Origin of the sequence: Bacteroides graminisolvens, assembly GCF_963666085.1 — a bacterium.
Lineage (GTDB): Bacteria > Bacteroidota > Bacteroidia > Bacteroidales > Bacteroidaceae > Bacteroides > Bacteroides graminisolvens.
The window spans coordinates 1415211-1428561 of sequence record NZ_OY762556.1; the positions used below are offsets into that span (position 1 = coordinate 1415211).

Annotated in this window: 8 protein-coding genes, 2 tRNA genes and 3 rRNA genes; 10 read left to right on the forward strand and 3 right to left on the reverse strand. The window is 40.7% G+C overall.

What is annotated here, in order from left to right; all coding sequences use genetic code 11:
* Nucleotide 1 precedes the first annotated feature (1 nt).
* Nucleotides 2-955: a methylenetetrahydrofolate reductase [NAD(P)H] gene (metF, locus tag ACKPCE_RS05805; protein ID WP_319504483.1), complete on the reverse strand. Its 954-nt coding sequence runs from the start codon at nucleotides 953-955 to the stop codon at nucleotides 2-4.
* A 1240-nt stretch (nucleotides 956-2195) separates the two neighbouring features.
* On the opposite strand from metF, the gene ACKPCE_RS05810 reads away from it, so the two are divergent.
* The 10 genes from ACKPCE_RS05810 (at nucleotide 2196) to der (ending at nucleotide 11751) form a co-directional block, all read left to right on the forward strand.
* Nucleotides 2196-3720: ribosomal RNA gene (locus tag ACKPCE_RS05810) — 16S ribosomal RNA — on the forward strand.
* A 159-nt stretch (nucleotides 3721-3879) separates the two neighbouring features.
* Nucleotides 3880-3953 (forward strand) — tRNA-Ile (locus ACKPCE_RS05815).
* Between the two features lie 15 nt (nucleotides 3954-3968).
* Nucleotides 3969-4042 (forward strand) — tRNA-Ala (locus ACKPCE_RS05820).
* Nucleotides 4043-4183: 141 nt separating this feature from the next.
* Nucleotides 4184-7067 (forward strand): 23S ribosomal RNA (locus tag ACKPCE_RS05825).
* Between the two features lie 72 nt (nucleotides 7068-7139).
* Nucleotides 7140-7250: ribosomal RNA gene (gene rrf, locus ACKPCE_RS05830) — 5S ribosomal RNA — on the forward strand.
* Together the 16S, 23S and 5S rRNA genes with 2 tRNA genes alongside form the textbook arrangement of a ribosomal RNA operon.
* Before the next feature lie 293 nt (nucleotides 7251-7543).
* Nucleotides 7544-8125 (forward strand): YceD family protein, encoded by a 582-nt coding sequence (locus ACKPCE_RS05835; protein WP_308765209.1) that lies wholly within the window; start codon nucleotides 7544-7546, stop codon nucleotides 8123-8125.
* 11 nt (nucleotides 8126-8136) lie between these two features.
* Nucleotides 8137-8322 (forward strand): 50S ribosomal protein L32, encoded by a 186-nt coding sequence (gene rpmF / locus ACKPCE_RS05840; protein ID WP_081698296.1) that lies wholly within the window; start codon nucleotides 8137-8139, stop codon nucleotides 8320-8322.
* A gap of 99 nt (nucleotides 8323-8421) precedes the next feature.
* The gene (locus ACKPCE_RS05845) at nucleotides 8422-9426 is read left to right on the forward strand and encodes a beta-ketoacyl-ACP synthase III (RefSeq protein ID WP_024997564.1); all 1005 of its coding nucleotides are present in this window, start codon (nucleotides 8422-8424) and stop codon (nucleotides 9424-9426) included.
* Nucleotides 9427-9508: 82 nt separating this feature from the next.
* Nucleotides 9509-10390 carry a GTPase Era gene (era, locus tag ACKPCE_RS05850; RefSeq protein ID WP_024997563.1) on the forward strand — a complete coding sequence of 294 codons (882 nt, stop codon included), beginning with the start codon at nucleotides 9509-9511 and terminating at the stop codon, nucleotides 10388-10390.
* Between the two features lie 47 nt (nucleotides 10391-10437).
* Entirely contained in the window at nucleotides 10438-11751 is a 1314-nt protein-coding gene (gene der / locus ACKPCE_RS05855) for a ribosome biogenesis GTPase Der (RefSeq protein ID WP_277639684.1), read from the forward strand.
* Between the two features lie 46 nt (nucleotides 11752-11797).
* Here der and ACKPCE_RS05860 read toward each other — a convergent pair whose 3' ends face one another.
* Together ACKPCE_RS05860 and ACKPCE_RS05865 are read right to left on the reverse strand one after the other, a co-directional pair.
* Nucleotides 11798-12568 carry an ABC transporter ATP-binding protein gene (locus tag ACKPCE_RS05860; RefSeq protein ID WP_024997561.1) on the reverse strand — a complete coding sequence of 257 codons (771 nt, stop codon included), beginning with the start codon at nucleotides 12566-12568 and terminating at the stop codon, nucleotides 11798-11800.
* The gene (locus ACKPCE_RS05865; protein WP_024997560.1) at nucleotides 12565-13308 is read right to left on the reverse strand and encodes an MlaE family ABC transporter permease; all 744 of its coding nucleotides are present in this window, start codon (nucleotides 13306-13308) and stop codon (nucleotides 12565-12567) included. The genes ACKPCE_RS05860 and ACKPCE_RS05865 overlap by 4 nt, the downstream gene beginning before the upstream one ends.
* Between the last annotated feature and the right edge of the window lie 43 nt (nucleotides 13309-13351).

Sequence of the window (13351 nt, forward strand, 5' to 3'; positions counted from 1 at the left end):
TCTAATATATTTTTTGAGCTACCTCTCTAATGCTGTCCACAGCTGAGATTGTGTAGAAGTGTAAGCTAGGTACTCCGTATTCAATGAGTTCTTTGCATTGAGCAATGCACCATTCAATTCCCACTTGTTGAGCTTCGTTGTCATTCTTACATTTAAGAATCTCTTTAGTCAAATCTTCGGGAAGATCAACTTTAAAAGTTTTTGGAATCATTGTTAACTGTGACAGTTTTTTAAAAGGCTTGATGCCCGGAATAATGGGAACAGTGATTCCTGCTTGACGTGCTCTATCTACGAAATCAAAATATTTCTTGTTATCATAAAATAGCTGTGTGACCGCATATTCAGCTCCGGTTTCAACCTTTTTCTTTAACCAGTAAATATCGTCTTCTATATTTGGTGATTCTTCATGTTTCTCAGGATAGCAAGCCACTCCATAAGAAAAAGGCTGTTCCATGTTTTGCATTGAAGTGCCATCGACAAAGATTCCTTTATTGAAGTTATTGATTTGTTTTTGCAACTGTATGGCGTGGTAATAACCATCTCCTTCAGGTGTAAATACGGATTCATGCTTTGCTTTGTCTCCACGAAGAACCAGTAAATCTGTAACTCCTAAGAATTGCAGATCAATAAGAACATATTCTGTTTCTTCTCTAGTGAACCCGCTACATAAAATGTGGGGAACTGTTTTGATGTTATATTTATTTTGAATAGCGGCTGCAACAGCAACAGTGCCTGGTCTTCGACGCTGCCTGTCTCGTTTATATAATCCTTCACCCAAGTCCTTATAAATATATTCGCTTCTGTGAGTCGTTATATTGATGTATTTGGGATCAAATTCTTTTAATGTATCAATTGTAGTATACAGTTTTTCGATACCCGTACCTTTTAGTGGGGGTAAAATTTCGAATGAAAAAGCTGTTTTTTCGTTGGAGTTTATTAAATCAATGATCTTCATTTTTTCTATGTAATTTTTGTAGTCGACTGTATCTTGTGACAAAAGTATAAAAAAAAGCCGATATTCTTTTTATGTAGCATCTTTTTATAGTAACTAAGTATACTGTTTATACTTATATATAATTACGCATTAGCGGTGTCTAGTAATCTTGTCTTCTCTCTTTTCTTCTCTTTTCTTTCGAGTATCTTCCTTTTGCATTTGCCGGCTCACCATGGTTGTTAAGTCGTCCAACCAAGGTTAGCCAGTCGACCAACGATGGTTAGCCAGTCGTCCAACCAAGGTTAGCCGCTCTTTTTTCTTTGGGTTCTTTTCGCTTGAGCTATTGAATAGTCTATCCTGTCCTTCCTTCTTCTTTCTTCTTCGCTAATGTCTGCCTTTCGCCTTTCAACTACCACCTTCCTACTTTGTTTTCTTGATACCCCCACTTTGTTTCGAGTCTTTTTCTTCCATCCTTGCCTTCCTTCTTACTATTGCAATAACCCTTTTTTTTCTCTGATTACATTTCCCCCTATATAATATAAGGTATCCCCATTCTTCGTATTTCTCCGGTTCCCCCTTTCTTTGTATTTATTTTCATGGTGTTACCTCCTGATGTCTAGCGCTTTAAGCCTTTTCGCTCCTTTCTTCTTAAAAAAAAGAGTATGATCTTCTTGTTTTGTATGGCAAAAGCTTCTACTTTTGCACCCGCTTTGCAAGAGAGACAAAGTGTTTTCTTGAAATGTTGATAAAGCGCCTGTAGGGTTTGACTCATGCGGTTTTACTTTTAAAAAAAAACTTCTCTGAAAGTTTGGAAGTGAAGCTAAAAAGTCTTTATCTTTGCAGTCCGGTTCGCAAAAAAGGATCTTTTTTTGTTTAGGCCTTCGCTCTTGCTAAAAGAGTTTTAGAAGGTAGCTTAACGAAAAAAAAACTTTTAAAAAAACTTCCGAAAACATTTGGTTGTTACTTTTAAACTCCTTACCTTTGCACCCGCTTTAGAAAACAAAGCGAAAATAAAAGAAGCGTTCTTTGATAGAATTACATAAACAATACAAGTAGTACAATAGCAAAATGCTTTTCTTCTTGTTTGGTTTCTTCGGAAACGGATCATTTAAGAGAAGTTATTTTGGGTAAAATTTAGAACCGTCAATATCCTGCTTTCAGCAGGGTGTGAACTTAAATAAATTTACGAAATCCTGAACAGAGCTAAAAACTGCTTATGAGAGATACTTTCGGGTATTTTTTATAAGTACACAATACTTTTACAATGAAGAGTTTGATCCTGGCTCAGGATGAACGCTAGCTACAGGCTTAACACATGCAAGTCGAGGGGCAGCATTGGGGTAGCAATACTTCAGATGGCGACCGGCGCACGGGTGAGTAACACGTATCCAACCTGCCGCTTACTCGGGGATAGCCTTTCGAAAGAAAGATTAATACCCGATGGTATAAAGAGTTCGCATGTTCTCTTTATTAAAGAATTTCGGTAAGCGATGGGGATGCGTTCCATTAGATAGTTGGCGGGGTAACGGCCCACCAAGTCTACGATGGATAGGGGTTCTGAGAGGAAGGTCCCCCACATTGGAACTGAGACACGGTCCAAACTCCTACGGGAGGCAGCAGTGAGGAATATTGGTCAATGGACGAGAGTCTGAACCAGCCAAGTAGCGTGAAGGATGACTGCCCTATGGGTTGTAAACTTCTTTTATAAGGGAATAAAGTGAGGGACGTGTCCCTTTTTGTATGTACCTTATGAATAAGGATCGGCTAACTCCGTGCCAGCAGCCGCGGTAATACGGAGGATCCAAGCGTTATCCGGATTTATTGGGTTTAAAGGGAGCGTAGGTTGACATATAAGTCAGCTGTGAAAGTTTACGGCTCAACCGTGAAATTGCAGTTGATACTGTATGTCTTGAGTGTACAAGAGGTGGGCGGAATTCGTGGTGTAGCGGTGAAATGCTTAGATATCACGAAGAACTCCAATTGCGAAGGCAGCTCACTGGGGTACAACTGACACTGAGGCTCGAAAGTGTGGGTATCAAACAGGATTAGATACCCTGGTAGTCCACACAGTAAACGATGAATACTCGCTGTTTGCGATATACAGTAAGCGGCCAAGCGAAAGCATTAAGTATTCCACCTGGGGAGTACGCCGGCAACGGTGAAACTCAAAGGAATTGACGGGGGCCCGCACAAGCGGAGGAACATGTGGTTTAATTCGATGATACGCGAGGAACCTTACCCGGGCTTGAATTGCAGAGGAATATAGTTGAAAGATTATCGCCGCAAGGTCTCTGTGAAGGTGCTGCATGGTTGTCGTCAGCTCGTGCCGTGAGGTGTCGGCTTAAGTGCCATAACGAGCGCAACCCTTATCATTAGTTACTAACAGGTCATGCTGAGGACTCTAGTGAGACTGCCGTCGTAAGATGTGAGGAAGGTGGGGATGACGTCAAATCAGCACGGCCCTTACGTCCGGGGCTACACACGTGTTACAATGGGGGGTACAGAGGGCAGCTACCGGGCGACCGGATGCCAATCCCAAAAACCTCTCTCAGTTCGGATCGAAGTCTGCAACCCGACTTCGTGAAGCTGGATTCGCTAGTAATCGCGCATCAGCCACGGCGCGGTGAATACGTTCCCGGGCCTTGTACACACCGCCCGTCAAGCCATGGGAGCCGGGGGTACCTGAAGTACGTAACCGCAAGGAGCGTCCTAGGGTAAAACTGGTGACTGGGGCTAAGTCGTAACAAGGTAGCCGTACCGGAAGGTGCGGCTGGAACACCTCCTTTCTGGAGTGATTTCGTAAAAGGTTTTATGATTATTACTTTAAGTCTGATTAAGGTTAGATTTATCTGTTGTACTACTGGTACTTGTTTATTTAATATATAGTTGTTAGATAACACAAGAGAAAAAAAAGAAGCCGAGCCGAAAGGCAAGGGTTTGAACACAGTCCTATAGCTCAGTTGGTTAGAGCGCTACACTGATAATGTAGAGGTCGGCAGTTCAACTCTGCCTGGGACTACGAATCTCTTGATTCGGGGGATTAGCTCAGCTGGCTAGAGCATCTGCCTTGCACGCAGAGGGTCAACGGTTCGAATCCGTTATTCTCCACTTCAGGTTCTTTAGAACCGACAACGATCTTTGACATAATGTACAAAAGCAAAAAGTAAATTTTTTAGTAAGAGCTAAAAGTATATATCAACCATACGTTTTGATTCGATATTTATATTGGATTAAGAAGTGTTTGATAAGAAGAAAGTAAGCAAGGGCACATGGTGGATGCCTTGGCTCTCAGAGGCGATGAAGGACGTGATAAGCTGCGATAAGCTTCGGGTAGGTGCAAATGACCTTTGATCCGAAGATTTCCGAATGGGACAACCCAGTATCTTGAAGAGATATTATACTGCTATGCAGTAGGCTAACGCAGGGAACTGAAACATCTTAGTACCTGCAGGAAAAGAAAATAATAATGATTCCGCTAGTAGTGGCGAGCGAACGCGGAATAGCCCAAACCATATATGTTACGGCATATATGGGGTTGTAGGACCACGATGTGGGATCTCAACAGTAGAGAAGAAGTAACTGGAAAGTTATGCCATAGCGGGTGATAGCCCCTTATTCGAATACTGTTTGACCCTAGTGGTATCCTGAGTAGCGCGGAACACGTGAAATTCTGTGTGAATCTGCCGGGACCATCCGGTAAGGCTAAATACTCCTGAGAGACCGATAGTGAACCAGTACTGTGAAGGAAAGGTGAAAAGCACTTCGAATAGAAGAGTGAAATAGTTCCTGAAACCATGTGCCTACAAGCGGTCGGAGCAGCCTTGTGCTGTGACGGCGTGCCTTTTGCATAATGAACCTACGAGTTACTTTTTCCGGCAAGGTTAAGGGTCTTGAGACCTGCAGCCGAAGCGAAAGCGAGTCTTAACAGGGCGATTTAGTCGGAAGGAGTAGACGCGAAACCAAGTGATCTACCCTTGGCCAGGTTGAAGGTTAGGTAACACTAACTGGAGGACCGAACCGATAAGCGTTGAAAAGCTTCCGGATGAGTTGAGGGTAGGGGTGAAAGGCTAATCAAACTTGGAGATAGCTCGTACTCCCCGAAATGCATTTAGGTGCAGCCTTGTTTATTACTAATGTGAGGTAGAGCGACTGATAAGATGCGAGGGCTTCACCGCCTATCAAGTCTTGATAAACTCCGAATGCGCATTAGTTTGAGAACAGGAGTGAGGGCGCGGGTGCTAAGGTCCGCGTCCGAGAGGAGAAGAATCCAGACCATCAGCTAAGGTCCCCAAATAACCGCTGAGTTGAACTAACGAAGTCAGATTGCTAAGACAGCTAGGATGTTGGCTTGGAAGCAGCCATTCATTTAAAGAGTGCGTAACAGCTCACTAGTCGAGGAATTTGGCGTGGATAATAATCGGGCATAAGCGGTTTACCGAAGCTATGGAACCATATAATGGTTGGTAGGGGAGCATTCCACTCTGCGTTGAAGGCGAAGCGTGAGCTTCTCTGGAGCGTGTGGAAACGCAAATGTAGGTATAAGTAACGATAAAGGGGGTGAGAAACCCCCTCGCCGAAAGACTAAGGTTTCCTGATCAACGCTAATCGGATCAGGGTTAGTCGGGTCCTAAGGCTCCGCCGAAAGGCAATGCCGATGGCTGAAATGGTTAATATTCCATTACTACCTTTAAGAGTGATGTGGGGACGGAGTAGTGATAGTGCCGCGAACTGACGGAATAGTTCGTTAAAGGGTGTAGAAGTTGAGGAATGCAGGCAAATCCACATTCCGATTCGAACCTGATAGTATGGAGCGTCTTCGGACAATCCAATAGTGCATGTAAGCAGACTTCCAAGAAAATCCGCTAAACTTAATCTTATAGGTACCCGTACCGTAAACGGACACACGTAGTCGGGTTGAATATACTAAGGCGCTTGAGTGAATCACGGTTAAGGAACTAGGCAAATTGACCCTGTAACTTCGGGATAAAGGGTCCCTCCTCGCAAGAGAGGGCGCAGAGAATAGGTCCAGGCAACTGTTTAACAAAAACACAGGGCTGTGCAAAATCGAAAGATTCCGTATACAGCCTGACACCTGCCCGGTGCTGGAAGGTTAAGAGGAGATGTTATCGCAAGAGACGCATTGAATTGAAGCCCCAGTAAACGGCGGCCGTAACTATAACGGTCCTAAGGTAGCGAAATTCCTTGTCGGGTAAGTTCCGACCTGCACGAATGGTGTAATGATCTGGACACTGTCTCAACCGTGAGCTCAGTGAAATTGTAGTATCGGTGAAGATGCCGATTACCCGCGATGGGACGAAAAGACCCCGTGAACCTTTACTATAGCTTAACATTGAATTTGGGCCATTGATGTGTAGGATAGGTCGGAGACTATGAAGCGGGTACGCTAGTATTCGTGGAGTCGCTGTTGAAATACGACCCTTTGATTGTTTGAATTCTAACCCGTTTGTAATGGGGACACTGTTTGGTGGGTAGTTTGACTGGGGTGGTCGCCTCCAAAAGTGTAACGGAGGCTTCTAAAGGTACCCTCAGGACGATTGGTAACCGTCCGTAGAGTGTAATGGCATAAGGGTGCTTGACTGGGAGACCGACAAGTCGATCAGGTAGGAAACTAGAGCATAGTGATCCGGTGTTTCTGTATGGAAAGGACATCGCTCAAAGGATAAAAGGTACTCCGGGGATAACAGGCTGATCCCTCCCAAGAGCTCATATCGACGGAGGGGTTTGGCACCTCGATGTCGGCTCGTCACATCCTGGGGCTGGAGAAGGTCCCAAGGGTTGGGCTGTTCGCCCATTAAAGTGGCACGCGAGCTGGGTTCAGAACGTCGTGAGACAGTTCGGTCTCTATCTATCGTGGGCGTATGAAATTTGCGTGGCTCTGACACTAGTACGAGAGGACCGTGTTGGACTGACCTCTGGTTTACCGGTTGTGCCGCCAGGTGCATCGCCGGGTATCTAAGTCGGGATTGGATAAGTGCTGAAAGCATCTAAGTACGAAGCCAGCCACAAGATTAGATTTCTTAGGGTCGTCAAAGACGATGACGTTGATAGGTTGCAGGTGTATAGATAGAAATATCACAGCCGAGCAATACTAATTGCCCGTTCACTTTCTTCTTGTCAGTATGGTTTTTATATACGTTTAGCTGATTGATTGATTTATTTTTTGTGTACATTATGTCTACCTTATTAAGGTGACTATAGCACAAGGGTTCCACCTCTTCCCATTCCGAACAGAGAAGTTAAGCCTTGTCACGCCGATGGTACTGCGTAACAGTGGGAGAGTAGGTAGTCGCCGTTTTTAGAGAAGTCCTGCAGCTCAACGCTGTGGGACTTTTTGCGTTTAGCGAGGATATAAGATGTGCTATAGCTCATACTTTATATAGCCTTAAGTCATAAATGGAGCAGCGGTCAATTTGTTAATTGGACTTTATTCATAAAGTTTTAACGCAATTACTACGTTTTGACTATTATTATTTGTATCTTTGTCGCCCGAATTCATTTCTTCGTTTGAGCAAAATGCCAAAACAAACGGATTGATCTTGAGTTTCAGGCTTTTTTTATAACTTTGTATTGATTATAAAAGTAAGGGCTTTGGGAAAGTTTGATAAATATAAAATTGATTTAAAGGGAATGCAGGCGGAATCATCTAGTTATGAATTCTTGCTTGATAATGTTTTCTTTGCTAACATTGACGGACCTGATATTCAGAAAGGTAAAGTCAATGCAATTGTTAAGGTAAAACGGCTTTCTCACGCTTTCGAGTTTAATTTTGATTGCGAAGGTGTGGTGTGGATTCCTTGCGATAGATGCTTGGATGATATGGAGCAGTCTGTTTCAACAACCAATAGGCTGTTTGTGAAGTTTGGAACTGAGTACGCAGAGGAGGGAGATGACTTGATTGTTATCCCTGAAAATGAAGGCGAAATAAATATAGCTTGGTTTCTTTATGAATTTATTGAATTATCTATTCCAATGAAGCATGTGCATGCACCTGGAAAATGCAATAAGGCTATGACTAGCAAATTGAGTAAGCATTTAAGAGGTAGTGCTAATGATGAGTCAGATGATAATGATGTAGAAGGATTTGAGGGACCTGTTATTGATAACGTAGAGGAAGAAGAAAATATAGATCCTCGTTGGAATGAATTAAAAAAAATATTAGATAATAATTAAAGTTTAGAAAAATGGCACATCCTAAGAGAAGACAATCAAAAACAAGAACTGCGAAGAGAAGAACTCATGATAAAGCAGTAGCTCCTACATTGGCTGTATGCCCTAATTGTGGTGAGTGGCATGTTTACCATACTGTATGTGGCGCTTGCGGATACTACAGAGGCAAACTTGCTATTGTTAAAGAAGCAGCTGTATAATATACAGTTTAGTTGATGTATACTTAAGAATTAGCAGCCGGGGTTTAAAACTTACGGCTGTATTTTAAGTATATCATTTTGCAAATTCAAAGTAGGATAATGGAAAAAATTAACGCTGTAATCACAGGAGTTGGTGGATATGTTCCCGATTATGTATTGACAAATGAGGAGATATCCAAGATGGTTGATACCAACGACGAATGGATTATGACTCGAATAGGAGTCAAAGAAAGAAGAATTTTGAATGAAGAAGGCCTTGGGACTTCTTACATGGCTAGAAAAGCCGCCAAGCAATTAATGCAACGTACGGGAGCAAATCCTGATGATATTGATTTGGTAATTGTTGCTACAAGCACAGCCGACTATCACTTTCCCTCAACAGCATCAATCTTATGCGATAAATTAGGCTTGAAAAATGCATTTGCATTTGACCTTCAAGCTGCTTGCAGTGGCTTTCTTTACCTTATGGAAACCGCTGCTTCTTTTATTCGCTCTGGCAGATATAAAAAAGTCATAATAGTAGGAGCTGATAAAATGTCTTCAGTGACAGATTATACGGACCGTTCTACTTGTCCAATATTTGGTGATGGTGCAGCTGCTTTTATGGTGGAACCCACAACGGAAGATTATGGTATTATGGATTCGCTGTTGAAAACAGATGGTAAAGGACTTCCTTTCTTGCACATGAAAGCGGGCGGTTCAGTTTGTCCTTCTTCTTATTTCACCATTGATAATCACATGCACTATGTTTACCAAGAAGGTAGAACTGTTTTTAAGTATGCAGTTTCTAACATGTCCGATGCAACAGCTGCTGTTGCTGAGAGAAATTCTTTGGATAAAGATAACATAGCTTGGGTTATTCCTCATCAGGCTAATATGCGTATTATTGATGCAGTGGCACATAGAATGGAATTGCCAATTGAAAAGGTGATGGTTAACATTCATCGTTACGGTAATACAAGTGCTGCTACATTACCTCTTTGCATTTGGGATTTTGAAGAAAAACTAAAGAAAGGTGACAATTTAATTTTCACAGCTTTTGGAGCAGGATTTACCTGGGGAGCTGTTTATGTTAAATGGGGTTATGACGGAAGTAAAAAGTAACCGATAGTTGCTGATATATATAAAAACGCATCCTATTTTTTATTCGATGCGTTTTTTTTTCTAATTTATAATAAGTGATAATATGCATAAAGCTGGTTTTGTTAATATTGTAGGTAATCCTAACGTTGGAAAATCTACTTTGATGAATGCTTTGGTCGGAGAGAGAATTTCAATCGCTACTTTCAAAGCACAAACTACCCGTCATCGTATCATGGGAATATATAATACGGAAGAAATGCAGATTGTATTTTCTGATACTCCGGGTGTTGTTAAACCAGCTTATAAGCTTCAAGAGTCAATGCTTAATTTCTCTACTTCAGCCTTAATAGATGCTGATGTTCTGCTTTATGTAACTGATACTATAGAATCTCCTGATAAGAACAGTGATTTTCTTGCTAAAGTGAGTAAGCTGGAGTTGCCTGTTTTATTGTTGATTAATAAGATTGATCAAACTAATCAAGAGAAATTAATAGAATTGGTTGAGACTTGGAAAGAACTTATTCCTAAAGCTGAGATTATACCTATTTCAGCATTATCGAAGTTTAATGTTGATTATGTATTGAAGCGAATAAAAGAATTATTGCCTGATTCTCCTCCTTATTTTGATAAGGATCAATTAACAGACAAACCCGCTCGATTCTTTGTGAATGAAATTATTCGCGAGAAGATTTTGCTGTATTATGATAAAGAAATTCCTTATTCTGTTGAAGTAGTTGTTGAACAATTCAAAGAAGAGGCTAAACTAATAAGAATACATGCTGTTATTTATGTAGAACGTGATTCTCAAAAGGGAATTATTATCGGGAAGCAAGGCAAAGCATTGAAGAAAATATCGACTGAAGCACGTCGTGATCTTGAGAGATTTTTTGGAAAATCTATTTATTTGGAGACCTTTGTTAAGGTTGATAAAGATTGGCGTAGTTCGGATAAGGAGCTACGGAATTTTGGTTATCAACTTGATTAAGTTTAGATTTATAAGACTGTGAGAGTCGAAAATAGACAGTTATAATTATGGGAAATTTGGTAGCAATAGTAGGTCGTCCTAATGTGGGAAAATCTACTCTTTTTAATCGTTTGACGAAGACTCGTCAGGCAATAGTAAATGAGGAAGCGGGTACTACCCGTGACAGACAATATGGCAAATCTGAATGGTTAGGACGCGAATTTTCCGTCGTTGATACAGGTGGATGGGTCGTTAATTCAGATGATATTTTTGAAGAAGAGATACGTAAGCAGGTACTATTGGCAGTTGAAGAAGCTGATGTGATTCTGTTTGTAGTTGATGTTATTAACGGATTGACTGACTTGGATTTGCAAGTAGCTTCTATTTTGAGAAGAGCTGATAGCCCGGTCATAGTTGTGGCAAATAAAACGGATAATCATGAATTACAATATAATGCGCCGGAATTCTATTCACTAGGATTAGGTGATCCCTATTGTATTTCAGCCATGACAGGTAGTGGAACGGGTGATTTAATGGATTTGATTGTTAGTAAGTTTAAGAAAGAAACATCTGAAATCCTAGATGATGAGATTCCTCGTTTTGCAGTTGTTGGACGTCCTAATGCCGGAAAATCATCTATTGTTAATGCTTTCATCGGTGAAGAACGTAACATCGTAACAGAGATTGCGGGAACTACTCGTGATTCTATCTATACACGTTATAACAAGTTTGGATTTGACTTTTATTTGGTAGACACTGCTGGAATCAGAAAGAAGAATAAGGTCAATGAAGATTTAGAATATTATTCAGTCATTCGCTCCATTCGTTCTATTGAAGGAGCTGATGTTTGTGTTTTAATGGTGGACGCAACGAGGGGTATTGAAAGTCAGGACTTGAATATCTTCTCTTTAATACAAAAGAACTCAAAAGGGCTTGTTGTTGTTGTTAATAAATGGGATTTAGTAGAAGATAAGACCGTGAAGGTAATGAAGGAGTTTGAAAACGCTATTCGTTCTCGTTTTGCTCCTTTTGTGGACTTTCCTATCGTATTTGCCTCAGCGTTAACCAAACAACGTATTTTGAAAGTGCTGGAAGAAGCTCGTGATGTTTATGAGAATAGAAAGGTGAAAATTTCTACGGCTCGTCTTAACGAAGAGTTGTTGCCTTTGATTGAAGCATATCCGCCTCCATCAAATAAAGGTAAATACATTAAGATCAAGTACATTACTCAATTACCTAATACTCAAATACCCTCTTTTGTGTTTTTTGCAAACTTGCCTCAATACGTAAAAGAGCCATATCGTCGTTTCTTGGAAAATAAGATTCGCGAGAAGTGGAATTTGAAAGGAACCCCTATTAATGTATATATTCGTCAGAAGTAAGTAATACAATAATAAAAAAGCCAATCGTTTGCGATTGGCTTTTTTATTATCCTTCAAGATTCTGAACTTCCGCTTCTTTGACCTTTTGAAATAAATCCGATGCGAAAACAAAATTGTTTAGCTTGGAATTGGGAGAAGTGAATATATCATCCTTACTACCTTCCCATTCTTTATGTCCTTCATATATAAAAATAATTTTCTCTCCTATACCCATAACAGAATTCATATCGTGGGTATTAATGATAGTGGTCATATTATATTCTCTTGTAATATCCTGAATTAGTTCATCGATTACCAGAGACGTTTTAGGATCTAGTCCGGAGTTGGGTTCGTCACAAAATAAATACTGCGGTTGTAGTGCTATTGCCCTTGCTATTGCAACACGCTTTTGCATTCCTCCACTAATTTCACCGGGAAATTTATTGCTTGCATCCGATAATTTTACTCTATCCAGACAAAACAAAGCTCTTCTCTGACGATCCCGAAGAGTGTCTTTGCTGAACATATTTAGTGGAAACATTACGTTTTCGAGTACACTCATGGAGTCAAACAAAGCAGCACTTTGAAAAATCATTCCCATTTCACGCCGAAGAAGCTTCTTCTCGTTCTTGCCCATATTCAGGAAATTGCGTTCATCATATAATATTTCCCCTTTTGTAGGCTGCAATAACCCTACAATACATTTCATGAATACGGTTTTTCCAGAACCGCTTTGCCCGATTATTAAATTTGTTTTTCCGTTTTCAAATGTGGCATTAATACCTTTGAGTACTTCTTTATCATCAAAGGATTTATATAGATTCTTAATTTCAATCATCCCATTAATAGTTGAGTTAATATAAGATCAGCGAAAAGGATCAGTACACTACTTGACACAACCGCGTCAGTAGAGGCTTTACCTACTTCGATAGAACCGCCTTCAACACTATAACCGAAAAAGGCAGATACGCTTGCAATGATAAAAGCGAAAAATAAAGATTTGATTATACCGCACCACACAAACCATTCAACAAAGGTGAACTGCAAACCGTATTCTAAATCGGTGGCCGTCATAATGCCGCCAAACCAACAGGTGGCAAAGGCCCCAATTATTCCGGCAAATATACTAAACGTTACTAGAACAGGAATTGCAGTTACTAGCGCTGTGATTTTAGGCAATATAAGATAGTTTGCAGAATTAACGCCCATGATTTCTAAAGCGTCAATTTGTTGAGTAACTCTCATGGTGCCCAGTTCTGAGGCAATGTTAGAACCAACTTTTCCAGCCAGAATTAAACACATGATTGAAGATGAGAACTCTAAAAGTAAGATTTCACGAGTTACATATCCTACAGTCCACCGGGGCATCCAGGGACTTTCAATGTTAAGCTTGATTTGTATGGTAATAACTGCGCCGATAAAGAAAGATATCAGGAGTACAATACCAATCGAATTTATGCCTAATTGCTCTATTTCTTTGATGTATTGTTTGAAGAACATGTGCATTCTTTCAGGGCGGGCAAACGCTCTTTTCATAAGAACCACATAACAACCAACAGTTCGGAGTGCTTTTATCATATCTTGTATATTTGTTTGCAAATGTACATTTTTTCAGCTTATT